General features: G+C 58.9%; 24 protein-coding genes and 1 pseudogene. 21 read left to right on the top strand and 4 right to left on the bottom strand.

Annotated features, from left to right (window positions below):
• The 8 genes and pseudogenes from ATY77_RS33205 to ATY77_RS17760 form a co-directional block, all read left to right on the top strand.
• Nucleotides 1-122, top strand: a pseudogene (locus tag ATY77_RS33205) (ABC transporter permease); the annotation flags it as partial.
• A gap of 52 nt (nt 123-174) precedes the next feature.
• Nucleotides 175-1,152, top strand: a complete 978-nt coding sequence (locus ATY77_RS17790; RefSeq protein ID WP_088688392.1) for a thiamine pyrophosphate-dependent dehydrogenase E1 component subunit alpha — start codon at nt 175-177, stop codon at nt 1,150-1,152.
• 11 nt (nt 1,153-1,163) lie between these two features.
• Nucleotides 1,164-2,171 (top strand): alpha-ketoacid dehydrogenase subunit beta, encoded by a 1,008-nt coding sequence (locus ATY77_RS17785; protein ID WP_088688384.1) that lies wholly within the window; start codon nt 1,164-1,166, stop codon nt 2,169-2,171.
• A gap of 5 nt (nt 2,172-2,176) precedes the next feature.
• The gene (locus ATY77_RS17780; protein ID WP_088688391.1) at nt 2,177-3,301 is read left to right on the top strand and encodes an acetoin dehydrogenase dihydrolipoyllysine-residue acetyltransferase subunit; all 1,125 of its coding nucleotides are present in this window, start codon (nt 2,177-2,179) and stop codon (nt 3,299-3,301) included.
• A 49-nt stretch (nt 3,302-3,350) separates the two neighbouring features.
• A complete protein-coding gene (locus ATY77_RS17775) occupies nt 3,351-4,106 on the top strand; it encodes an SDR family NAD(P)-dependent oxidoreductase (RefSeq protein ID WP_088676322.1) in 756 nt (251 codons plus the stop codon).
• Nucleotides 4,107-4,193: 87 nt separating this feature from the next.
• The gene (locus ATY77_RS17770) at nt 4,194-4,601 is read left to right on the top strand and encodes a heme-binding protein (RefSeq protein ID WP_004673727.1); all 408 of its coding nucleotides are present in this window, start codon (nt 4,194-4,196) and stop codon (nt 4,599-4,601) included.
• A gap of 54 nt (nt 4,602-4,655) precedes the next feature.
• On the top strand, nt 4,656-5,105 hold the full coding sequence (locus tag ATY77_RS17765) for an OsmC family protein (RefSeq protein WP_088688390.1): 450 nt from the start codon (nt 4,656-4,658) through the stop codon (nt 5,103-5,105).
• 13 nt (nt 5,106-5,118) lie between these two features.
• Nucleotides 5,119-5,412 carry a putative quinol monooxygenase gene (locus ATY77_RS17760; protein ID WP_088688389.1) on the top strand — a complete coding sequence of 98 codons (294 nt, stop codon included), beginning with the start codon at nt 5,119-5,121 and terminating at the stop codon, nt 5,410-5,412.
• Between the two features lie 39 nt (nt 5,413-5,451).
• Here ATY77_RS17760 and ATY77_RS17755 read toward each other — a convergent pair whose 3' ends face one another.
• The gene (locus ATY77_RS17755; RefSeq protein ID WP_037115117.1) at nt 5,452-6,363 is read right to left on the bottom strand and encodes a LysR family transcriptional regulator; all 912 of its coding nucleotides are present in this window, start codon (nt 6,361-6,363) and stop codon (nt 5,452-5,454) included.
• 102 nt (nt 6,364-6,465) lie between these two features.
• Nucleotides 6,466-7,296 (bottom strand): putative hydro-lyase, encoded by an 831-nt coding sequence (locus ATY77_RS17750; RefSeq protein ID WP_088688393.1) that lies wholly within the window; start codon nt 7,294-7,296, stop codon nt 6,466-6,468.
• 400 nt (nt 7,297-7,696) lie between these two features.
• Here ATY77_RS17750 and ATY77_RS17745 point away from each other — a divergent pair, with 400 nt between their 5' ends.
• From ATY77_RS17745 to ATY77_RS17705, 9 genes are all read left to right on the top strand, one after another.
• Nucleotides 7,697-8,809 carry an extracellular solute-binding protein gene (locus ATY77_RS17745; protein ID WP_088688388.1) on the top strand — a complete coding sequence of 371 codons (1,113 nt, stop codon included), beginning with the start codon at nt 7,697-7,699 and terminating at the stop codon, nt 8,807-8,809.
• A 27-nt stretch (nt 8,810-8,836) separates the two neighbouring features.
• On the top strand, nt 8,837-9,913 hold the full coding sequence (locus ATY77_RS17740) for an ABC transporter ATP-binding protein (RefSeq protein ID WP_088688387.1): 1,077 nt from the start codon (nt 8,837-8,839) through the stop codon (nt 9,911-9,913).
• Entirely contained in the window at nt 9,906-11,636 is a 1,731-nt protein-coding gene (locus ATY77_RS17735) for an ABC transporter permease subunit (RefSeq protein WP_088688386.1), read from the top strand. The genes ATY77_RS17740 and ATY77_RS17735 overlap by 8 nt, the downstream gene beginning before the upstream one ends.
• A 29-nt stretch (nt 11,637-11,665) precedes the next feature.
• Nucleotides 11,666-12,550, top strand: a complete 885-nt coding sequence (locus tag ATY77_RS17730) for an alpha/beta hydrolase (protein ID WP_088688385.1) — start codon at nt 11,666-11,668, stop codon at nt 12,548-12,550.
• A gap of 124 nt (nt 12,551-12,674) precedes the next feature.
• Nucleotides 12,675-13,652 (top strand): thiamine pyrophosphate-dependent dehydrogenase E1 component subunit alpha, encoded by a 978-nt coding sequence (locus ATY77_RS17725; protein ID WP_020919864.1) that lies wholly within the window; start codon nt 12,675-12,677, stop codon nt 13,650-13,652.
• 11 nt (nt 13,653-13,663) lie between these two features.
• Nucleotides 13,664-14,671 (top strand): alpha-ketoacid dehydrogenase subunit beta, encoded by a 1,008-nt coding sequence (locus ATY77_RS17720; RefSeq protein ID WP_088688384.1) that lies wholly within the window; start codon nt 13,664-13,666, stop codon nt 14,669-14,671.
• A gap of 5 nt (nt 14,672-14,676) precedes the next feature.
• Nucleotides 14,677-15,801: an acetoin dehydrogenase dihydrolipoyllysine-residue acetyltransferase subunit gene (locus ATY77_RS17715; protein WP_088688383.1), complete on the top strand. Its 1,125-nt coding sequence runs from the start codon at nt 14,677-14,679 to the stop codon at nt 15,799-15,801.
• Between the two features lie 48 nt (nt 15,802-15,849).
• On the top strand, nt 15,850-16,620 hold the full coding sequence (locus ATY77_RS17710; RefSeq protein ID WP_088688382.1) for a glucose 1-dehydrogenase: 771 nt from the start codon (nt 15,850-15,852) through the stop codon (nt 16,618-16,620).
• 114 nt (nt 16,621-16,734) lie between these two features.
• A complete protein-coding gene (locus ATY77_RS17705; RefSeq protein WP_088688381.1) occupies nt 16,735-17,439 on the top strand; it encodes a TetR/AcrR family transcriptional regulator in 705 nt (234 codons plus the stop codon).
• Nucleotides 17,440-17,575: 136 nt separating this feature from the next.
• Here ATY77_RS17705 and ATY77_RS17700 read toward each other — a convergent pair whose 3' ends face one another.
• Both ATY77_RS17700 and ATY77_RS17695 read right to left on the bottom strand, forming a co-directional pair.
• Nucleotides 17,576-18,643 (bottom strand): glutamate cyclase domain-containing protein, encoded by a 1,068-nt coding sequence (locus ATY77_RS17700; RefSeq protein ID WP_088676329.1) that lies wholly within the window; start codon nt 18,641-18,643, stop codon nt 17,576-17,578.
• Between the two features lie 210 nt (nt 18,644-18,853).
• Nucleotides 18,854-19,759 carry a LysR family transcriptional regulator gene (locus ATY77_RS17695; RefSeq protein ID WP_088688380.1) on the bottom strand — a complete coding sequence of 302 codons (906 nt, stop codon included), beginning with the start codon at nt 19,757-19,759 and terminating at the stop codon, nt 18,854-18,856.
• A 191-nt stretch (nt 19,760-19,950) separates the two neighbouring features.
• Between ATY77_RS17695 and ATY77_RS17690 the strand changes: the two genes are divergently transcribed.
• The 4 genes from ATY77_RS17690 to ATY77_RS17675 all read left to right on the top strand — a co-directional run.
• A complete protein-coding gene (locus ATY77_RS17690; protein WP_088688379.1) occupies nt 19,951-20,928 on the top strand; it encodes a Gfo/Idh/MocA family oxidoreductase in 978 nt (325 codons plus the stop codon).
• A 28-nt stretch (nt 20,929-20,956) separates the two neighbouring features.
• Entirely contained in the window at nt 20,957-22,036 is a 1,080-nt protein-coding gene (locus tag ATY77_RS17685) for a Gfo/Idh/MocA family oxidoreductase (protein ID WP_088688378.1), read from the top strand.
• A 130-nt stretch (nt 22,037-22,166) separates the two neighbouring features.
• Nucleotides 22,167-23,153, top strand: a complete 987-nt coding sequence (locus ATY77_RS17680; RefSeq protein ID WP_088688377.1) for a LacI family DNA-binding transcriptional regulator — start codon at nt 22,167-22,169, stop codon at nt 23,151-23,153.
• Nucleotides 23,154-23,410: 257 nt separating this feature from the next.
• Nucleotides 23,411-23,711, top strand: a 301-nt coding sequence (locus tag ATY77_RS17675; RefSeq protein WP_190237654.1) for a Gfo/Idh/MocA family oxidoreductase, incomplete at its 3' end; no start/stop codon positions are given.

The following is a 23,711-nucleotide window of genomic DNA, read 5'->3' as shown; positions in this document are numbered from 1 at the left end:
CCTCCGGATTCACCTTCCTCAAGATCGGATCCTATTACCAGGAGATCATCAAGGGAGCCATCATCGTCCTCGCCGTCGTCATCGATCAATACAGACGTTCAAGACAGGCAAGGGGAACTTAAACGGCTAGGTATTTCGCCTCCGTCAGGTCGCATCAAAGTTCAAGAGGATAACATGTCGGGTTTACAACTTTCGCAGGACAAGCTGATTGCGGTCTATCGGAGCATGCGGATGATCCGCCGCTTCGAAGAGCGGGTGATGGAGGAGATGGCGACCGGCGACATCCCCGGCAACACTCATCTTTATGCGGGCGAGGAGGCGAGCGCGGTCGGCATCTGCCTGCATCTTCGCGAGGACGACTACATCTCCTCGACCCATCGCGGCCACGGTCATTCGATCGCCAAGGGCGTGGATATCGACAGCATGATGGCCGAGCTGTTCGGGCGGGCGACAGGGACCTGCGGCGGCAAGGGCGGATCGCAGCACATTGCCGATCTGCGCAAGGGCATGCTTGGAGCGAACGGGATCGTTGCGGCCGGCGCACCGATCACCTGCGGAGCGGCGCTCAGCGCAAAGCTGCTCGGGACCGGCCAGGTGGCGGTCGCCTTTGCCGGCGACGGGGCGATGAATGAAGGCGTCATGTCCGAGAGCTTCAACCTTGCGAAGATCTGGAACCTGCCGATCGTCTTTGCAATCGAGGACAACGGCTTTGGCGAGGCGACGGCCAACGAGCATGTCTCGGCCGGCAGCTTCACGCGGCGCGCCGAAAGCTACGATATCCCGTCGATCGAAGTGGATGGCACCGATGTCTTCAAGGTCTATGCCGCGGCAGGCGAAGCGATCGAGCGCGCCAGGAACGGCGGCGGCCCGACGATGCTGCACATTCATGTTCCGCGTTACTATGGCCATTACAGCGGCGATCCCGACAATTACCGGACGCCAGAGGAAAAGGCGGCGATGCGCCAGGATCGCGACTGCCTCCGGATTTTCCGCAAGCATGTGAAGGAAGTCTCGCTGCTGGATGGTGCCGAACTCGATGCGGTCGACCAGACGGTGGAGGCCGAGATCGATCGTGCCGTGGCCGCTGCCCGTGCAGCTCCGTTCCCGCCGCTGTCGGCCCTGACGACCGACGTCTACGTCAAATATCTGTAAGGACCGCAAAGATGGCCAAGAAATCATTCCGCCAGGCACTCAACGATGCACTTCATCAGGAGATGGCGCGCGATCCGCGGGTGATCATGATGGGCGAGGATCTGACGGGCGGCGCCGGCGCGAACGGCGTGAAGGATGCCTGGGGCGGCCCCTTCGGGGTGACCCGCGGGCTGCTCGGAGCTTTCGGTCCGGATCGGGTGCGCGACACGCCGATCAGCGAAGCCGCCTTTATCGGAGCTGCCGCCGGTGCCGCCCTGACGGGCCTGCGTCCGATCGCCGAGATCATGTTCGTCGACTTTGCCGGCGTCTGCCTCGATCAGATCATGAACCAGGCGGCGAAGTTCCGCTACATGTTCGGCGGCCGCGCCAAGACGCCGCTCGTCATCCGGGCGACCTATGGGGCGGGCAGCCGTTCCGGATCCCAGCATACCCAGGCCCTGCATGCGATCTTCACCCATATCCCCGGCCTCAAGGTGGTCATTCCGTCCAATCCCTATGACGCCAAGGGACTGCTCCTGCAGGCCATCCGCGATGATGACCCGGTGATCTTCCTGGAGCACAAGATGCTCTACGACACGGTCGGCGAAGTGCCGGACGCCTCCTATACGATCCCGTTCGGCGAAGCCCGCGTGGTGCGCGACGGCAAGGACGTGGTGATCATTGCCGTCGGCCGGATGGTCGGCGTGGCCGAAGACGCCGCACGCAGTCTTGCCGCCGAAGGCATCTCCGCCAGTATCGTCGATCCGCGCACGACCTCGCCGCTCGACGAGGATACGCTGGTGGAAGTGACGGAAAAGACCGGCCGCGTCGTTATCGTCGACGAAGGCAATCCGCGTTGTGGTGTGGCGGCCGATATCTCTGCCCTGCTTGCCGATCAGTGCTTCGACGCGCTCAAGGCGCCGATCAAGCTGGTGACGGCGCCGCACACGCCGGTTCCTTATGCTCCCAACCTTGAAGACGCCTATGTGCCGACGCCGGACGCGGTCATCAAGGCCGTCAAGTCAATCGTAAAGAGGTAAATGCCATGTCGCTTATCGAAGCAGTCACGATTCCCAAATGGGGAATGACGATGACCGAGGGCAAGATCACCCAATGGATGATCGGCGAGGGGGGCAGTGTCGCGCGCGGTCAGGAGATCCTGGAGATCGAGACCACGAAAGTGACGAATGTGCTGGAAGCCTCCGCCAGCGGTACGCTGAGGCAGATTGTTCTGGCCGAAGGCACGACGGCCCCGGTCGGTGCGCTGGCCGGCGTGATTGCCGACGAGAGCGCCACGCAAGACGAGATCGACGCCTTCATCCAGAGCTACGCCGATCGGATCGGCCGCGGCGAAGACGGCGAGGGGGGGCTATCTCTCCCACGCAAGGTCACGGTCCCGGGCGGTTGGCTGAACCTGCTGGAAGCCGGTGAGCCGAGCGACGACACCGTGCTCTTCCTGCACGGCTTCGGCGGAGATCTGACGACCTGGCTCTTCAACCAGCCGGTGCTGGCCGAAACGATGCGGACGATCGCAGTCGATCTTCCCGGTCACGGCGACTCCTCGCCGGTGGCGGGCAGCAATGTCGTTGACGAGATTGCCATAGCGATCGAGGAGGCGCTCACCCCGATTGCTTCCGGAAAGATCCATCTGGTCGCGCATTCTTTCGGCGGCGCCATTGCTGCGGCTCTGGCGGCACGTCTGCCGTCGCGTATCGGATCATTGACGCTGATCGCACCGATTGGCCTGAGCAAGAAGATGAGCCGGGACTTCCTTACCGACTTCATCGCCGCCGAGCGCCGGCGCCCGCTGCAGGCTGTCCTGGAGCGGCTGTTTGCCGATCCGTCCAAGATCACCAACGACATGGTCGAAGGCACGCTGCGCTTCAAGCGGCTGGAAGGTGTTCCGGAGGCGCTTTCGGCCATTGCGGACGCAATTGCCGGCGACGGCGGCCAGAAGCAATCGATCGGCGCAGCGCTGAGCGGCCTGTCATGCCCGGTGACGCTGATCTGGGGTGACCAGGACCAGATCGTGCCGGTGCCGCAGCAAGGCGAGATCCCCGCCAACGCAACCTTCGTCAACATCCCCGGGGCCGGCCACATGCCGCAGATGGAAGCCGCAGCCATCGTCAACAACGAGATCACCAAAACTATCGCCAAGGCCGGGGCCTAAAGGCCGCAAGCGCAATCGGCCATTATCGAGCAACAGGAAAGGAAATGCGATGTCAGGGCGTCTTTCAGGAAAACGGGTTTTGCTCACCGGTGGGGTCGCAAACATCGGCCTTGCGATCCTTGAGCAGTTCATTGCGGAAGGGGCCACCGTCAGCGTCGTGGATATCGACGCCGAGCGGGGTGCGGCCGTCGAGAAGCGGTTCGGCAGTGCGGTGAAGTTCATACGTGCCGATCTCACGCAGGAATCCGAGATCAAGGCGGCGATCTCTCAAGCGGCCGAATGGATGAAGGGCATCGATACGCTATGCCTCAACGCCGGCATCCAGCTTTCCGGCAGGTTGGAGGATTTCAGCACCGGCGACTGGGACAAGGTCTTCGCGATCAATGTCAGGGCGAATTTCATCTTTGTTCGCGAGTCCGTGCAGGAGCTTCGGAAGTCCGGCAAGGCTTCCGTGGTGCTGATGTCGTCCCTCGCAGGCAAGCGCGGTGCTGCCGGTCTTCTCGCCTATTCATCGTCCAAGGCCGCGGTGATCGGTCTGACCACCACGCTGGCGATTGAGCTGGCGCGCGACGGCATTCGCGTCAATGCCGTATGCCCGGGCTGGATCGACACGCCTTTCAACCAGCCGGTCATCGACTTCATCGGCGGGCGCGAAAAGCAGGAAGCACTTGTTCCCCTGGTCATTCCGCTCGGCCGGCAGGCGCGGCCCGACGAAGTCGCTCCCCTGTTCGTGTTCCTGGCATCCGATGAGTCCTCCTATGTGACCGCGCAGGCGATCAACGTGGATGGGGGGATCTACAATTAAGCATGAACCAGCGTGCTGCGGTCGGTCTCTTCGCCAGACAGCAGCACACAACATTGCTTTCCAATAGGCTCAGACCGAGGAACCACGATGGTCAGAATTATCACGCATGAAGAAGCCTTGAATGCCATTGCCGCGGGCGCTGCGAAAGTCAGGGAGATCAAACAGCCCTCGTCCCTGGCAATCGTCGATCTCGGCGGCAACCTTCTCGCTTTTCTACGGGTCGACGACGCCGCACTTTCAACGGTGCAGATTGCTCAAAACAAGGCCTGGACTTCGCTTGCTCTGCGCTCGCCTTCCGGTCAATGGATGGAGGCGGTTCAGCCGAATGCTCCGCTTTATGGCCTGGAATCGGTCGGCGCGCGACCGTTCGTGGTCTTCGGCGGCGGCCTGCCGATCACTCGCGACGGCAAGGTCGTCGGCGCCGTGGGCGTTTCAGGCGGTCCGGTAGATGACGATCTCGCGATCGCCGAAGCAATGCTGGCGGCTCTCGGCTAGGGGAAACATGTCTGCGACCTTCACGGCGCAAGATCGGGTTAAAGGGTGACAAGGATGTCAGAACATATCGTTCGACTTGAGTGGGAAGCCGTCCCACACGAACAACAAAAGAAAACGTACAGCCGTGACCACAAGGCGATCATCAGCCCGACGGTTACCATTCCAGTCTCTGCCGCCGCCGAATATCTCGGTAACGCGTCTCTGGCAGATCCGGAACAATTGCTGGTGAACGCCTTGGCGAGCTGCCATATGCTGTACTTCCTCGCCATATGCGAAGGCAGCGGCTATGCAGTGACCGCTTATCAGGACGAGGCTTCCGGAAGGGTGTCGAAGAGCCCCGAGGGCGGCATGTGGGTCTCCGACATCGCTCTGCGTCCCAGGGCGAGCTTCGGCGGCGAAAAGCAACCCGATCGCGAGACGCTCCGGCGCCTCCACGATCGGGCGCACAAGGGATGCTTCATCGCAAATTCGATCAAGTGCCACGTATCCATTGAGATTCAGTGATCTGGAGGTCAAAATGAAGAACAAACTTGTTGTGGTGGCGACCATCGTCGCTCATGAAGGTAGAGAAGATGCGGTGAGGGACGCGCTGCAGACGCTCGTTCCCGTCGCAAAAACAGAGCCTGGCTTCGTCCAGTATGATCTCCACCAGTCGAATGATCGGCCGGGCGAGTTCCTATTCTACGAGATCTGGGACGATGAGAAGGCGCTCGATGTCCACAACAACACGGACGCGATGAAAGCCTTCGGCGCCAAGCATGGCCATCTGTTCAAATCGGTCGTGCTTGAGAAATATAGCCGAATTTCCTGATACGTGGCTCGGCTGGCCGGCGGCATCGCCGGCCAGCTTCTAGCGGGCAACGTGCTTGCTTCCAACAGCGCCGTTGTTCGCCACTGCCTGTGCAAGTTTGGCAACCACACCGCTCAGTGGCATATCCGGGCGAGGGATGAAGCTTGCTGTGAATGACAGGACGGGCAATGTCTCTTCATGGGCCAGCAGGCGCAGACGGCCACTCTCAAGGTGTTCGAGCGCAACTTCCTTTGGAATTGCTGCAATTCCCAGGCCATCGAGCGCCATGCGAATAATCGATGACAGTGATGAGTTCGCGAATAGACGGACACCTGTGACACCGGCCCTGCGAAAGATTTCTTTCAGTTCCGAGTGGGGTCGTGTGTGGCGGGCGAAAGTGATGATTGGATATTCGGCGAGCTTTCTAAGGCTCATGCTGGCGCCAATCTCGGGAAAGTCTGAACGGACGACGAAGTCCAGCGGGTAGCTGCAAAGATGAATGTTCGTCACGTGCCCGGCAGTGATCGGGCCCATCAACAGCGCCACATCGATCGCATTATTGAGCAGTGCATCGGCGAGGCCCGCCGAAGCGTCGACGTCGATCGCCAGCGTTATTCCAGGATATTCGGCGCTGAGCCGCTTTAGAAGTTCGGGTAGCCACGTGTGAACAATGGTGTCGGAAACGCCAAGATGCAAATTGCCGCGCAGGGCGCTATCGCCAGCGATCGCCGAGACAAGCTCCACGCGCAGCGCGATCATTTGCTCGACATATCGTAAAAGGTCACGCCCTTTGGCCGTCAGATGACTGCCGTGCTTGTTGCGATCGAATAGCCTGACATTCAGATCCTGCTCAAGCTGGGCTATTCGTGCCGAGACCGCCGGTTGCGTGGTGTGGAGCTTCTCTGCGGCACGGTTAAAACCGCCGGTCTGTGCGACAAAGTAAAAAGTCTCCAAGGTACGAAGATCAATCATGCCGTTCCCCCAGTGCGGTGCGCCGGCGCGGAGAGCACAGGACGATAACAGATCCTTCGTGTCCACGGGCAGGCGCGCCCGTGAGGCGAGCCGATTGCGCTGTCACAAATCTGGTGCAGAAAAACGAAACTTTCCAGTGATTAGATCATCGTCGGGGATATCGGTGAGCAGCATGCATCCGGGTGAGTGGGTGATCGCGATCGGTGGCTTTGCGTTAGCCAGGGCCACCTGCGGCGTGACACCGCACGCCCAGAAGACTGGGACCTCTCCTTCTCTGATTGGTACCGGATCGCCGTAATCAGGACTGGCTATGTCTGCGATTCCGATCGCTGACGGATCACCGAAATGAACCGGCGCACCGTGAACCTGCGGCATCCGAGAGGTAATCTCGATTGCGCGAATGGCCTCCGCAGGCTTCATCGGACGCATCGACGCGACATACTGGCCCGAAAAGCGCCCTGCCGATACGCATTGGATATCGGTCTTATACATCGGCACGTTTGTGCCGAGTTCAATGTGGCGGACGTTAAGACCGGCACCCAGCAGCGCCCATTCAAACGAGAATGAGCATCCGATCAGGAAAGATACGAAGTCGTCCTGCCAGACACTTGTAATGTTCTCCACTTCACCGACCAAATTTCCGTTGCGGAAGATCCGGTAGCTCGGCACGTCGGTACGGATATCGATGTCTCGTCCGGCACCAGGTAGCGACGGATCACCCGGTCTACCCACCGCCAACAGCGGGCAGGGTTTTGGATTTGCAAGGCAGAAATTCAAAAAATCCTTCGCCCATTCTCTTGGCAGGATGACAAGATTGCCCTGTGCAAACCCTCTGGCCATTCCCGAGGTCTGGCCGCTGATAGTACCGGATCTTGCACCTGCACGAATGGCTTCTGGCGGGTGCTCCGCAGCGCTATTTGAAGATAGCAACACCAATTGTTTCCTCGACGATCAACAATGTCTCGGTTTTTATTGGCTCGTCAGTCGCAGGCGTCAAATTATGAATTTGAATGTTCGGTGATCGATTTTCTTTATCGAACCGGCGTTAGACCGCGTGCCGCCTAGTGATCAGCATTCTTTATTACAGGTTATCGTGAATTGCGATTTGACCGTCGGATGCAAGAGCGGGAGGATGATGAGGCTGAACGGTAGGAGGCCCGTCAGCAAACGCCTGCCGGACGAGAGGACGTTCGGCAGTCAAAAAGCATCCCCATTCATATTCGCTGGGCCCAAAACATGGCCGGCAACGACATTTGGATCATGAACCAAACTGTCGTTAGTTAGGCCAGATTTGAAGGCTCCCTGGACCAATGACAAAAAGGGAACTCGTAACATGACCAGAGATTCGACACGCTTTACCGCCAGCCGTCGCCAGGTTTTGAAAATTGGTAGTGGGCTCGCCGCCGCAGGTTTATTTACCCCCTTCCTCGCCTCCGCCACCCGTGCGGAAGAGGAGCCGATCACGCTTCTGACTTGGGAAAGTTACGACGAGCCGGAGTGGATCACCGAATGGGAGAAAGCAAACGGCACGAAGATCAAGCCGGTCATCATTTCCTCGCTTGACGAGGTTTTTGCGCAGCTTCAGTCCGGTGCGGTAAAGCCGGATGTGGTCTATTCAGAGGCCTCAACAGCCGGCCGCCTCAAGAAGGCCGGCCAGATCGCCCCGTTCGATCTATCGAAGGTTCCCAATGTCGCCAACATTCTTCCCGGACTGAACTGGAAGGATCCGCTTTCGGTCGATGGTACGCTGATGGGCATTCCGCTGCATTGGGGTACCCAGCCGCTTCAATACAATGCTGACCTTATCAAGGAAGCTCCGACGAGCTGGGCCGCCCTTTGGGATAAGAAGTATCAGGGAAAGGTCACCATCTTCGATGACGCGACCGTCACAATCCCGATGATCGCTCTCTACGTCGGGGCGAAGGATCCGTTCAAACTCAGCGAGGACGAGTTTGGCGCGGTTACGAAGGCACTTCGCGAATTGCGTCAGCAGGTTCGCGTCGTCACGCGTGGCTTCGACGATGCGGCAAACGTCTATGCTTCGGGCGAGGCGCTTCTCGGTTACTGCCACAACGTCACAGTCGTGAATACGCTGAAAAAGAAGGGCCTGAACGCGAAGTACTCGCTTCCGAAAGAGGGAACCCCTTCCTGGATCGAGGGAACTTATGTCACGCCCAAGGGACAGCGGGATATCGTCTACAAGTTCCTGAATGACACGATGTCCGTCGAGTGGCAGGCGCGGTTCATGAAATTCTCCGGCAGCAACGGCGTTCTGACGCCAGAGGCGGCACGCAAGGCCGGCCTCACCGAAGAGGAGCTCAAGAACACGAACATCCTCGATTCCGAGGATCCCGCGTTCAAAAGCAACCTGGTGTTTTTCCGAGAACCAGAAGATGTCGAGCGGCGCATCCAGATCTGGAATGACTTCCTCGCTGGTACGCTTTGAGCCGATACGCGAACGCGGAGACGACAGATGGGTACCTCCCAGACAACGGTGCTTTCGCTTGAAGGCGTGTCGAAAACCTATGACGGCGCAAACAAGCCTGCGCTCGACGACGTTTCCTTTTCCGTAAGAAGCGGAGAATTCTTCTCAATTCTCGGTCCGAGCGGTTCTGGAAAGACCACCATCTTGCGAACAGTTGCAGGGTTCGAGCATCCAGACCGGGGTGCGATTACGATGTCGGGGCATGCCATGAACGGCGTCCCTGCGTTCAAGCGCGACGTACGCACTGTCTTTCAAAGCTACGCTCTTTTCCCGCACCTCACGGTGCGGGAAAATGTTGAATACCCACTACGGATGCGCGGCGATGCGAAATCCGGCCGATCTGCTGCGGCGATGGAAGCTCTGTCGCTCGTCGAGATGTCTGGGTTTGCCGACAGGCTTCCACATCAGCTGTCAGGGGGGCAGAGGCAAAGGGCGGCTTTGGCAAGATCAATCGTCTCAAGGCCGAAGCTGCTGCTTCTCGACGAACCCCTCGCTGCGCTGGATCTGCGGCTTCGTCAGCAGATGCAGCACACGCTCGTGGCTCTGCAAAAGGAACTCGGTATCGCATTCATGTATGTGACACACGACCAGGGCGAAGCGTTGTCGATGTCGGATCGCGTGGTCGTGCTCAATGAAGGAAAGATCGCGCAGCTCGCGACACCGCGCGAGATCTATTTCGCGCCGAACAATGAATTCGTTTCCCGATTTGTCGGCCGGTCCAATCTCATCCCCGTGACATTTGAAGCCGCTGGAAATGGTGCGGTCGCGCACGTCGAGAATGTGGCGCTGCCGGGTCTCGTTGCTTCACGCTGCGGCGCGGCGCGTATGGCAATCCGCTATGAGGCCGTTCGGCTCAGTGAAAACGTTGCTACGCCATCTCCAGGTACGCTTCATGGAACCGTTGAAGACGTTTTGTTCATGGGAACGAGCTGCGAGGTCAACGTTCGCTGTGGTGCGATAAACGTGATCGGCTTAGTGCCTGCAGCTCACAATTCATCGCTGGAAGTCGGACAGCCGGTGCAGGTCAACTTTGATCTGCAGAATACGCAGGTGTTCTATGACTGATAATGTCGCACCCACCCTCACGAAACCTTTGCAAGCTTCACCGCTGGGCTTCAGGATCGGCTTCAATCTGGCAAGCGTGCCGGTCCTTGCCTGGTTGCTCCTGATCGTTGTCTTGCCGAACGTGCTATTGATCGGCGCGAGCTTCCTCAAGGCTTCGGGTGGGGTCATCCTCCTTGAGCCATCGCTTATAAACTATGCGCGGATCTGGAACTCCGCCGGCTTTTGGGTTTTGCTTACGCGCACCTTGTCATTCAGCTTTCTTGGCTGCGTTCTCGCAACTGCGATCGCTTTTCCCCTGGCCTTTTACGTCGGTCGGATGGCAAGGCGCTATAAGACCCTGCTGACCGTGCTGGTTGTTCTGCCGCTCTGGATCAGCCTTCTGATGCGCATTTTTGCTTGGCGCATCATTCTTGGCCAGTCGGGCGTTCTCAACGCAGCTCTGGTCTCCAGCGGTATTCTTGATCAGCCGTCCGATGCCTTCCTTTATAGTCCAGCCGCGGTCGTAATCGTATTCGCCTACATCTCCGTCCCATTCATTTTCATTTCGACAATGGGAGCTTTCGAGAAAATTCCCCGTGATCTGATCGAAGCGTCGCAAGACTCCGGCGCGACGCCAATCCAGACATTTCTCCACTTGATCTGGCCGTTGACCCGTCGCAACTTCGCCATCGGCTTTTCACTGGCGTTTCTCGTGACAGTCGGCGATTTCGTCACGCCAGCGATGATTGGCGGTATCGACGGCACGACGCTCGGTGTCGTCGTCTCTACTCAGTTCGGCTTTGCCAACAACTGGCCATATGGCGCAGCAGTTGCGGTTGCGCTTATGATCAGCGTAGCCCTCCTTCTCGGCACGATAATCACAATATTACCGACGAAGGGCGTAATGCTCAGCGAAGAGGCCGAAGGCACATTGCCCGAAACCAACTCTTCGCGGCGCGGCACCGGTCGTCGCCTAGCGAGCGTTGGCGTCGTCGCGTCTATCGTCTACCTTTATGCACCGCTCGCGATCATCGTCCTGTTTTCGTTCAATTCCGTCAATTTACAGATCTTCCCGCTGCAAGGCCTTACCCTTCATTGGTATCAAGAACTCCTCCAGGATCAGTCGTTGCTGGAAGCGGCCCGACGATCGGTGATCGTGGCACTCTGTGTCGTGACGATGTCGGTGATGCTGGGAACCATTTTCGCGCTGATCATTCATTATGCCAGATTGAAGGGCGCTCGCTTTTTCGAACTCGCCTTTGCACTGCCAATCGCCACACCCGGCGTCGTGCTCGGGATTGAGATGGTCCTTGGCACAGAAATATTCTCGATTCCCTCTGGCGTTGCGCGAATTGTCATCGGGCAGATGAGTTTCGTTATGCCGGTGACGATGCTGCTGTTGCTTGTACGGCTGCGACGCCTCGATCCGAGCCTCATGGAAGCCTCCCTGGATCTTGGCGCCAATCGTTGGCAGAGCTTCGTCCACGTCCTGTTTCCGATGATCCGCGGGACGATTGTCGCCGGTGCCTTTCTCGGACTCACGCTATCTGCCGATGATGTGATGGTGACCTTGTTCTTGTCGGGTGGTGCGCCAACCCTTCCGATCTGGGTGTTCAACCAGCTCCGTTTCGGCTTCACACCCTCGGTGAATGCAATCTTCTCGCTGCTCCTCTTTGCATGCCTCTTGGTCGTTGGATTCGCCACATGGAGAACCAGCGCCAGACTCGCAAAGGCAGCGGCTTAATCGCTAGATAATCGATAGGGAGGTTCACAATGGACATGCAGGACTGGCGCTCCACTGGAATTGAAGGTTTCGGTCGCGGCTTTCTGACCGTCGAAGGTGTTCGAATTCACTACGTCTCAGGGGGACGAGCAGACGGAGACACGATCGTCCTTTTTCCCGGCTTTCCGCAAAGCTGGTATGCGTGGCGGAAGATTCTGCCCCTACTCGGCGAACGCTACCGCGTCATTGCGCCTGACCTGCCGGGGCAAGGCGATTCCGATCGACCATTATTTGGATGCGATACGCTTTCGATCGCGCGTCTGATGCGGGAGTTCACCAGAAAGCTCGGAGTCGAGACCCATTACTTGGCCGCTCATGATATCGGAGCGTGGGTCGCCTATCCTTATGCGGCTTCCTATGGCGAGACCGTCCGTGGCCTCGCGATACTCGACACCGGCATCCCTGGAATTAGTCTGCCAGATACACTGCCGTGGTCCCCAGACACCGCGTGGCGAACTTGGCACGTGGGCTTTCACAATCTCCCTGATCTGCCCGAGGCTCTTATCCGGGACCGCGAGGACGTTTACCTCAGATGGTTTTTGCAGCGCAAAGCCGCGAGCCCGGCGTATTTTTCCGAAGACGATTTCAACGAGTATCTTCGGGTTTTTCGCAACAATGGCCTGATGGGTGGGCTAGCTTACTATCGCGCCATTTCTCAGTCGGCGGACCAGAATAAAGAACTTAGCAGTCGCGGCAAACTCGAGATGCCGGTTCTCGCAATTCGTGCCGATCAAGGCTCGATGCCAGATCTCGTGGCTCAACTGCAGAAAATTGCAACCGACGTCTCAGGCACCGCAATCGAGCACTGCGGCCACTATTTGGCTGAAGAGCAACCCGCGGCGCTCGCCGACACGTTGACGCGTTTCTTTCCCTGACGCGCCGACGGAGCATTGAATGCGTCCACCTCTCCCAAGACGGGTTGGACAAGCAGGACTGCGGATGTCGGCGGACATCCGCAGTCGGACGCCACAAGAGATGATGAATCTGCCGGAGGATAACATGTCGGGTTTACAACTTTCGCAGGACAAGCTGATTGCGGTCTATCGGAGCATGCGGATGATCCGCCGCTTCGAAGAGCGGGTGATGGAGGAGATGGCGACCGGCGACATTCCGGGCAACACTCATCTTTATGCCGGGCAAGAGGCGAGCGCGGTCGGCATCTGCCTGCATCTTCGCGAGGACGACTACATCTCCTCGACCCATCGCGGCCACGGTCATTCGATCGCCAAGGGCGTGGATATCGACAGCATGATGGCCGAGCTGTTCGGGCGGGCGACAGGGACCTGCGGCGGCAAGGGCGGATCGCAGCACATTGCCGATCTGCGCAAGGGCATGCTTGGAGCGAACGGGATCGTTGCGGCCGGCGCACCGATCACCTGCGGAGCGGCGCTCAGCGCAAAGCTGCTCGGGACCGGCCAGGTGGCGGTCGCCTTTGCCGGCGACGGGGCGATGAATGAAGGCGTCATGTCCGAGAGCTTCAACCTTGCGAAGATCTGGAACCTGCCGATCGTCTTTGCAATCGAGGACAACGGCTTTGGCGAGGCGACGGCCAACGAGCATGTCTCGGCCGGCAGCTTCACGCGGCGCGCCGAAAGCTACGATATCCCGTCGATCGAAGTGGATGGCACCGATGTCTTCAAGGTCTATGCCGCGGCAGGCGAAGCGATCGAGCGCGCCAGGAACGGCGGCGGCCCGACGATGCTGCACATTCATGTTCCGCGTTACTATGGCCATTACAGCGGCGATCCCGACAATTACCGGACGCCAGAGGAAAAGGCGGCGATGCGCCAGGATCGCGACTGCCTCCGGATTTTCCGCAAGCATGTGAAGGAAGTCTCGCTGCTGGATGGTGCCGAACTCGATGCGGTCGACCAGACGGTGGAGGCCGAGATCGATCGTGCCGTGGCCGCTGCCCGTGCAGCTCCGTTCCCGCCGCTGTCGGCCCTGACGACCGACGTCTACGTCAAATATCTGTAAGGACCGCAAAGATGGCCAAGAAATCATTCCGCCAGGCACTCAACGATGCACTTCATCAGGAGATGGCGCGCGATCCGCGGGTGATCATGATGGGCGAGGATCTGACGGGCGGCGCCGGCGCGAACGGCGTGAAGGATGCCTGGGGCGGCCCCTTCGGGGTGACCCGCGGGCTGCTCGGAGCTTTCGGTCCGGATCGGGTGCGCGACACGCCGATCAGCGAAGCCGCCTTTATCGGAGCTGCCGCCGGTGCCGCCCTGACGGGCCTGCGTCCGATCGCCGAGATCATGTTCGTCGACTTTGCCGGCGTCTGCCTCGATCAGATCATGAACCAGGCGGCGAAGTTCCGCTACATGTTCGGCGGCCGCGCCAAGACGCCGCTCGTCATCCGGGCGACCTATGGGGCGGGCAGCCGTTCCGGATCCCAGCATACCCAGGCCCTGCATGCGATCTTCACCCATATCCCCGGCCTCAAGGTGGTCATTCCGTCCAATCCCTATGACGCCAAGGGACTGCTCCTGCAGGCCATCCGCGATGATGACCCGGTGATCTTCCTGGAGCACAAGATGCTCTACGACACGGTCGGCGAAGTGCCGGACGCCTCCTATACGATCCCGTTCGGCGAAGCCCGCGTGGTGCGCGACGGCAAGGACGTGGTGATCATTGCCGTCGGCCGGATGGTCGGCGTGGCCGAAGACGCCGCACGCAGTCTTGCCGCCGAAGGCATCTCCGCCAGTATCGTCGATCCGCGCACGACCTCGCCGCTCGACGAGGATACGCTGGTGGAAGTGACGGAAAAGACCGGCCGCGTCGTTATCGTCGACGAAGGCAATCCGCGTTGTGGTGTGGCGGCCGATATCTCTGCCCTGCTTGCCGATCAGTGCTTCGACGCGCTCAAGGCGCCGATCAAGCTGGTGACGGCGCCGCACACGCCGGTTCCTTATGCTCCCAACCTTGAAGACGCCTATGTGCCGACGCCGGACGCGGTCATCAAGGCCGTCAAGTCAATCGTAAAGAGGTAAATGCCATGTCGCTTATCGAAGCAGTCACGATTCCCAAATGGGGAATGACGATGACCGAGGGCAAGATCACCCAATGGATGATCGGCGAGGGGGGCAGTGTCGCGCGCGGTCAGGAGATCCTGGAGATCGAGACCACGAAAGTGACGAATGTGCTGGAAGCCTCCGCCAGCGGTACGCTGAGGCAGATTGTTCTGGCCGAAGGCACGACGGCCCCGGTCGGTGCGCTGGCCGGCGTGATTGCCGACGAGAGCGCCACGCAAGACGAGATCGACGCCTTCATCCAGAGCTACGCCGATCGGATCGGCCGCGGCGAAGACGGCGAGGGGGGGCTATCTCTCCCACGCAAGGTCACGGTCCCGGGCGGTTGGCTGAACCTGCTGGAAGCCGGTGAGCCGAGCGACGACACCGTGCTCTTCCTGCACGGCTTCGGCGGAGATCTGACGACCTGGCTCTTCAACCAGCCGGTGCTGGCCGAAACGATGCGGACGATCGCAGTCGATCTTCCCGGTCACGGCGACTCCTCGCCGGTGGCGGGCAGCAATGTCGTTGACGAGATTGCCATAGCGATCGAGGAGGCGCTCACCCCGATTGCTTCCGGAAAGATCCATCTGGTCGCGCATTCTTTCGGCGGCGCCATTGCTGCGGCTCTGGCGGCACGTCTGCCGTCGCGTATCGGATCATTGACGCTGATCGCACCGATTGGCCTGAGCAAGAAGATGAGCCGGGACTTCCTTACCGACTTCATCGCCGCCGAGCGCCGGCGCCCGCTGCAGGCTGTCCTGGAGCGGCTGTTTGCCGATCCGTCCAAGATCACCAACGACATGGTCGAAGGCACGCTGCGCTTCAAGCGGCTGGAAGGTGTTCCGGAGGCGCTTTCGGCCATTGCGGACGCAATTGCCGGCGACGGCGGCCAGAAGCAATCGATCGGCGCAGCGCTGAGCGGCCTGTCATGCCCGGTGACGCTGATCTGGGGTGACCAGGACCAGATCGTGCCGGTGCCGCAGCAAGGCGAGATCCCCGCCAACGCAACCTTCGTCAACATCCCCGGGGCCGGCCACATGCCGCAGATGGAAGCCGCAGCCATCGTCAACAACGAGATCACCAAAACTATCGCCAAGGCCGGCACTTAACTGAGCCACTTAACCGTATCTGAAATCTCCAACGCTGAGAGCAATATCATGAAAGACTACGTGAATAAGGTTGTCATCATCACGGGAGCGGGATCCGGCATGGGGCGAGCCATGGTCGGGGAATTCATCTCCCGAGGTGCGCGGGTGGCTGCAATGGACATTAATTTGGAGCGCGCGAAAGAAACGGTCGACAGGCTGAGCGATCCATCGATGGCATTTGCGCTTCAGGTGGATGTCAGCGACCAAGACAGCGCCAAGCGAGGCGTAGACGCGGTCATCGCTCGTTGGGGGCGCGTCGATCTCCTATGCAATAATGCCGGTATTCTTGATGGTCATGCTACGGCTCACGAGGTCAGTCTCGCCGACTGGAACAGGGTCTTGGCAGTCAATCTGACTGGTCCGTTTCTGATGGCCCGCGCAGTCATTCCACAGATGCTGACGCAGGGGAAGGGAGCAATTATCAACACCTCTTCAACGTCGGGCTTTAGCGCGGCCGGAGGTGGTTCTGCCTATACCGCCTCCAAGCATGGCGTAATCGGTCTCACTCGTCAGCTGACGTTTGAATATGGAGCGCGCGGAATCCGGGTTAATTCCATTTGCCCGGGGGCAACCGCAACGCCTCTGGCATTGCCTGAGCATAATGCCGCCTCGCCCGACATGGATCTCGCGATCAGCAAAGTGCCTGCGAGACGCTGGTGCCAGCCGGAGGAGATCGCAAAGCTTGCTGCGTTTCTGGGAAGCGACGATGCAGACTATGTTCACGGAAGCGATTATGTCATGGACGGAGGGTGGCTGACCGCTGCGCGTGATCCATTTTGATCTGATGGGAATGAAGCGAATGGAAAAGGGTGTCGTCGTGCAAGAGTTCGGGGGCAGACCGATATCTATCTCTGCTCTTGGAAAAAGTGGTCGCCGCTCCGGACTGGAAATTCGATGACCCTCCCCACATCACTATGCGAGGCTCGGAACCGCTTCAAACGGCATCTGGACGGTTGTGACTGGTCAGAACTTACCGCCGGACGAAAGAGAATCCTCGAGGTTTTCTTGAGGCTTGCGAGCATCGAAGGTTATTCGGCCGTCACGATGCGAACTCTCGCAAAGGAGGCAAACGTCAAGGCAGCAAGCATCTATTTCCATTTTCCCGGCGGTCGCAGTGAAATTGTCGCTCAGTCGCTCCGTTGGCATTACTCGAACTGGGGATACAGTATCCTGGAGGCCATCGATAAGGCCTCCGAACCCGAGCAATTTTGGGATGTATTGGTGTCGGCTGTCGCACGGTGCCAGATAAGCATCCCGGCAAGCGACCTTTGGGATCTCTTGGTGCGGATGGATCGGGCTGGCGGGTTTTTGGAAACGGAATTCCGACGGGAGATCGATCATTGGCTTGATCTTTGTGCCGACCTTTTCCAGGCGAGCGCTGCCGCAATCGGCTACGCGGTTGATCGCGGCAGGATCAACATGGTCATGTCAATGCTCGATGCCGGCAGCAATTGGAGCGAATGGAGTGGTGATGCCGCGGACCTAGATGCGATAGCCGAACAGGCCATCATCGTCTCGCGCGCAATCCTGTCGGCGCCTATGGGCAGCTTGAGACGTACGGCTGCGCCGGACGAAATGGCAATCAAGTATAGCCGCTAAGAGCGGCTATACTCAGCTTCTCAATTCACACGCTAATCGTCATCCCGAAGGGAACATGCGGCTCTCGCCCGCAAGAGAACTCGCAGTTGAATACATTCGCCCGATCGCCTGTCGGCGACGTGCATCGACCACCTGTTTATTTCAGCTGACGCCAATCGCCACTGTCGCCCTTCCAGCCAATCACGCGGCCCGCCAGCCGCTCGAGTGTGTTCCTAAACGTCGTTACCAGTCCCGCCCATTCGGCCGCGGCGATGCCATCGACCGCCGGTTCTGGTCCCATAAACATGCCGTCTACGCCACCGAAGGAGACGCATTGTTCGATGCATCTGCGTTCGAGATCGCCATCATGAAAAATGGAGGGTTTCTCAAGCAGCGCCGAGAGAGCGGCGATAAGACCGGTCGCGCCCCAGTTGGACACGTTTGACACGATCAGATGATCAGCGGCGGTCGCAGCCGCAACTCCTCCGCGCCCCGGATGACCGCTGTCCTTTGCCTTCGGAGAAAAGCTCTTAAGTTCCTCGCCAATGACGCCCATACCGAGTTCATTGCCGCCATCGCCGATCGCGAGAAACGGTATTTTTTCGGCTTTCGCACGCAGGAAGAACTGATCGAGATCGGCGACCATGCCGTCCAGAGGACGGCCGCCGAGACCGTGGTACAAGCCGCGATCGTTCCGGCCAGGCCGTTCGATGGCGATGACGAGCGACGGTTTGGTGATGTCGAGAAGCGCATCAGTGATCGTCTGGCAGCCAGTTGCGTCCTTTGGTACGGCGCGGATGTAGACCGGACGGACGAAGTCGACCGGTTTGATGATGCCGTCATCGGGAAAGGGAAGGGGGGCCAAACCTGCGCCCCGGCAGGTGCCGATGGTCATCTCGACCCAATCGTTGTCGGTCAAGATTATCGTTTCGACGCCGAGGCCCAGAAAAAGGGCGCGTGCCAATAGGGCTGCGCCAACAGGGCCATCCGTTTCGGGTACGCCCGCGCCTTCAGGAAAACCGGTCGCGATGATCACGGGACCGCGATGCTCGCGAACGCGATCACAAATGATCTTGGCGCCCGCCATGCAGGCAGGCCCCGGTTGGCGTGCCTGCAGCGCCTGGTAGATCTTGCCGATCAGACCGACACCGGTCAGGTCAAGCGTCATGAAGTCTTCGATGGTTTGGGCGATGTTCCTGCCCTTTGCACTTTCCAAATCAAGCATGATGGGTCCCTCAATCCTGAGCGCCGATGATGTTTGCAAATTTGCCCGCATCCACATTGCCTCCGCTCAGGAGGACGGCGACGCTCTTGCCGGCAACGCTGACCTTGCCTGCCAGGATGGCAGCTAGAGCCAGGATTGAAGCGTGCCGCTCACTTGATGTGAAATTATATTATTGCATCAGTTGGGATAACGGAAACGAATGACTGCTCATCACGTCGCGTGACATCGCGCGTGAGCGTAGCTGTCAGCAGTCGCTTCAGCGATCCGTGCAAGCTCGCCGAGGATATCTCCGCCGACGCCAAGCGGGTAAAATGCATAGAAGCTTAACGGCGGCAGGACGATGTCGGTCGAAAGCTTTTTGAGATCATGGTTCTGCGTATCGGCTCGCAAGGAACCTTCTGCTACGAGCGCGATGCCAACGCCGTCGAGCGCCATCTTTTCGATCGTGGAGATCGACGAATTAGTGAAAATACGCGGCGGCCGGTCGGTGTTGCGAAACAGCATGTCACGCAGATATTCATATGGATAGGTGTTTCGGGGATAGGTCAGTATCGGAAAGCCAGCAGCATTCGCGTAGGTGAGTGCCTCACCCTCGAGAACCCCGGGTTTCGCATAGAAATGCAGCGGGAAGTCGTTGAGCTTTCGCTGCGTGAAACCATCCACGATAGAGGGCCCAAGCGCGAGGGCCATGTCGATTTCGCCTTCTTGTAAAGCCCGCAGCATAGGGGGCGTCACATCGACGGTGATGTCGAAATCGATGTTCGAAAACTCACGCGAACATTGTTCGAGAAACGTGGCGAGCCATGTCTGCACGATTGTTTCAGAAACGCCAAGCCGAACGCGACGTTGAGTTTTCTTGTTAAGCGCGAGATCCTTCTCCATCCTGGAAACTTGTCGCAGCACCACTTCCGCGTGGCCATAGAGAACTCGTCCGACATTTGTCAGCGTGATCGGCTTGCTCGATCTGTTGATGAGCGGCTCGCCGACCAGATTTTCCAGCGCGCTTATCCGTTGCGAGACGCCCGGCTGCGTGGTGTTCAGTTTTTCCGCGGCCCGTGAGAAGCTGTGAAGATGGGCGGCCCAATAGAAGACCTCCAAACTGCGTAGGCTAAACATAATCCAGCTCCATCTGAGAAATGTTATCGTTGACATCCGTGCAGAATCTGATTGACTGACACGAATGGCATCAGCTGCTCAGAGATTTCCCCAAAATGTAAACGTTAACATTGCACCCGTCAAAGGGGTCGTCCGCTTTTGGCCCCGCGGGGCTTCCTCCCAGAGATATCGAACACGTGAAGGAGTATGCGATGAGTTTGGCCGTTGGAGTGATTGGCGCCGGCGTCATGGGGTCGGAGCACGCCCGCATTTTGAAGGAAGCGACGCCTGGAGCGCATCTATCCGCCGTTTGCGACGCTGACGAGGCGCGCGCGCGGAAGGCCGCAGGTGACGTGTGGGTGACAGCGGATGCGCTTGACCTTATCCGCTCCGACCGGACAGATGCTGTTGTCATCGCCGCGCCAGACGCCACCCATTCCGGTCTCGTCCTGGCCTGCATCGAAGAAGGCAAGCCGGTGCTTTGCGAAAAGCCGCTGGCAACGACGGCCGCGGAAGCCCGGAGCGTCGTCGAAGCGGAGATCAAGGCTTCGCGCCGGCTGGTTCAGGTGGGTTACATGCGCCGTTTCGATGCGGCCTATGTCGAAATGAAGCGGCTGAAGGATGATGGCGTGATCGGCTCGCCCGTCATCCTGCACAATGTGCACCGCAATCCGGTTGTGCCCACCTGGTTCGCCGGGCCGATGTCGGTGACGAACGCTTTCGTCCACGAAATCGACGCGAGCCGCTGGTTGCTCGGCTCCGAGATGGTTTCTGCTCATGTGCGCTCGATCGGCGCTGGCGATCCACTGCTGATCACGATGGAGACCGACAGGGGCGAACTCGTCTCAACTGAAGTGTTCATGAACTGCGGATATGGCTACGACGTCCATGCGGAACTTGTCGGCCAGAAGGGGACGTTGCAGACGATCACGCCGCGTCTGGTAACCGAAAACGTCGCCGGTTTTGCGAGAGGCACCTATCCCGACAATTGGATTCCGCGTTTTCGGAACGCCTACATTGCTCAGCTTGATCATTGGGTCAAAAGCATACGCGATCAGGTTCCGGGAGAGGGGGCGAGTGCCTGGGACGGCTATTTGACGACGAAGATAGCTGAGGACATCGTTGCTGCCATGGCAAGTGGCGTTGACGCAAGAATGGTCCCGGAAGCAGCTCCGGCGCTCTATCGCTGACATTTGCCGATTAAACAACAGGTGCGAAATGCTGACGCCAATACGATATGCCGTGGTCGGGGCCGGATGGATCTCCCAGGAGGCATTCCTGCCTGCGGTTCCGCAAACGGGCAATTCTCGCGTCACTGCGATCATCTCCGGCAATCGGGAAGGTGCGACCCAACTTGCGGCGTTTTTCGGTATCGACCATGTATGCGACTATCGAGACTTCGACCCGCTGCTCCGGCAGGATGTCGTCGATGCCGTTTACATCGCGGTGCCCAATCCCATCCACCATGACTTCGCCGTGCGCGCCGCCAACGCCGGCAAGCATGTGATGGTCGAAAAGCCGATCGCCACTTCTGAGAAAGAGGCGATCGCGATGATTGACGCAGCTGCACGAAACGACGTGCTTTTAATGACGAGTTACAGGCTTCACAACGAACCGGCGACATTAACAGCCCTCGATATTGTCCGCGCCCGCAAGATCGGAGAGCCGCTCGCCTTTTCTGCGTCGTTCGGCTTTCAGTCTGAGACCGGCAATCATCGTTTGAAGAGCGAGTTCTGGGGTGGGCCGCTTCAGGACATTGGGATTTATTGCATCAATGCGGCCAGACACGTCTTCGAGGCGGAGCCGGTCGAAGTGTTTGCGATGGCAGCAAGACCGCACAACGACCAGCGTTTCACGGAAGTCGACGCCAGCATAGCCGTCACATTACGTTTCCCGCAAAACCGGCTGGCACAATTCTTCTGTAGTTTCGGCGTTTTTGATGTCGACACCTATCGTATCGCTGGAACCGAGGGTGAATTGATCATGGAAAACGGTTTCCGTTTCGACACCCCTTCGCGGCTCATCGTGAAGACGAAGCGCAATATCGACAACATCTCCTATGGCATTCACGACCAGTTCGCCGGGCAGATCCAATATTTCTCACAATGCATCCTCACGGGAACGCGTCCGGAACCGGACGGCGAGGAGGGATTGGCGGATCTTAAAGTTCTCATCGCAATCGAGCAATCGATGCGCACGGGCGCCCCCCAGCCGGTTTCCAGCCCTTCGAGACCCGGACATCCAGATTTGTCTATGGTGAGGCGACTGCCCGCGACAACAAGACGACTTCTCCTCTGACGGATGCGCTGAGCGGTGCGAAACCGGTTTGCAATCGTTGACGGGCTGCGTTCCAGCTGGTCAAATGGCCAGACGGTACGCTGATACGCATTGCCGTTGCACTGTCAGATGTTGAACGAGCAATTTAGAGATGAAGAAGCCACCGACTGTACGGGATGTTGCGCGCCTTTCGGGCGTGTCGACGGCAACCGTTTCGCGGTATTTTAGCGGCAAGGCCGCCGCAATAGCGCCTGACACGTTGGAAAGCGTTCGCAACGCCGCTGAAGCGCTCGGCTATACACCCTCGGAAATTGGGCGCTCCCTGCGGCTTTCCAGGAGCCGCGTGGTGGTAATGCTCGTTCCGGATGCAACGAATCATTTTACCGCAGACGTCGCGGCATCTGTCGAAAGAGCTCTCAAAGAGTACGGATTGTCGATGGTTCTGGCGAATGCCGCTGAAGACCCGAAACAACAGGACCGCCTGCTGACGGATGCTCTCGGGCTGCGGGCGAGGGCTATCATCCTTCAGGGCGCGATCGACACGCCGCAACTGCGGGAGATGGCCGGACGGCAGAATAATCTCATCTTCGTCAACCGGCGCCCGGCGGAGGGCGTATCGGCGCCTTATGTCGGCATCGACAACTATGCCGCCGGCCATGATGTCGGGCGCTATTTCCGGGAACGGGAATACGAAAATTGCGTCGCGATTTCCGGCCCGCGGGAATTTTCAGGAAGCAGCGAGCGTCTTCAGGGATTTCTCGACGGACTCGGACGTCAGACGACCGTGCGACATTTCGAAACGGCCTTCACAATGGAAGGCGGCTACGAAGTGGGTCGGGAATTGTTCTCTCAGGAGCGAACCCGCTTCTCCGTGTTCTGCGGAAATGACATGATCGCCTATGGCGTTCACCGTGCCGCAGTCGAGCGGCAGATGCGATTTCCCTACGACCTAGCGCTCTTTGGCTTTGACGACAACCGATTGAATGAGTGGCTTGCGCCTTGGCTTTCCACCGTTAAGGTTCCCGCCTTCGATTATGGGCCGGCGATCGCAAGCCTCGTCTGCGAGCCGCGCGATCCCTCGGAGGACGCGGCGAATATCATCTTGCCCTTCGAACTCAAGCTGCGCGACTCCGCGTAAATTTCCGATATCGCGAACTTCTTGAGTCTTTGCGGAACGTCAGCGCAGTGGTTGGCGTGCTGCACTTTTGCGTTTTCCCGCTTGGCAGCTGCCGTCCTGAAGTTTCTTCCCATCACATTTCCAATGTAATCGTTGACATTGAGATTTTCTCGTGTTGTATACGTTAACATTACAGTTTCTTGACGGGCCGGACAGATGTCGGTCCTTGGGTTTGATCAGGTGCGGGACGCGTTCCGGGCCATATGGAGGCTTTTGCGGTGAAGAAGTTGAACGTTGCGCTTATCGGTACGGGCTTCATGGGGAAGGCGCACTCGATTGCGACCGCCGTCGTGCCGATCCTGTTCGGTTCTCCTGTTGAAATCGAGCGCAAGGTGGTCGTCGACATCGACGAGGAATTGGCGCAGAACGCTGCCAAACAATATGGCTTTGCGGAATACGCCACCGACTGGCGCGATGTCGTTTCGCGCCCGGACATCGATATCGTCGACATCTGCACACCCAACAGCACGCATGCGGAGATCGCCATTGCGGCTGCCAAGGCCGGCAAGCACATCATGT

The sequence above is a fragment of the Rhizobium sp. R634 genome (genome assembly GCF_002211305.1).
Taxonomy (GTDB): domain Bacteria; phylum Pseudomonadota; class Alphaproteobacteria; order Rhizobiales; family Rhizobiaceae; genus Rhizobium.
Note: the sequence above shows the minus strand (reverse complement) of the source record. Positions and strands in the feature narration are given on the sequence as shown.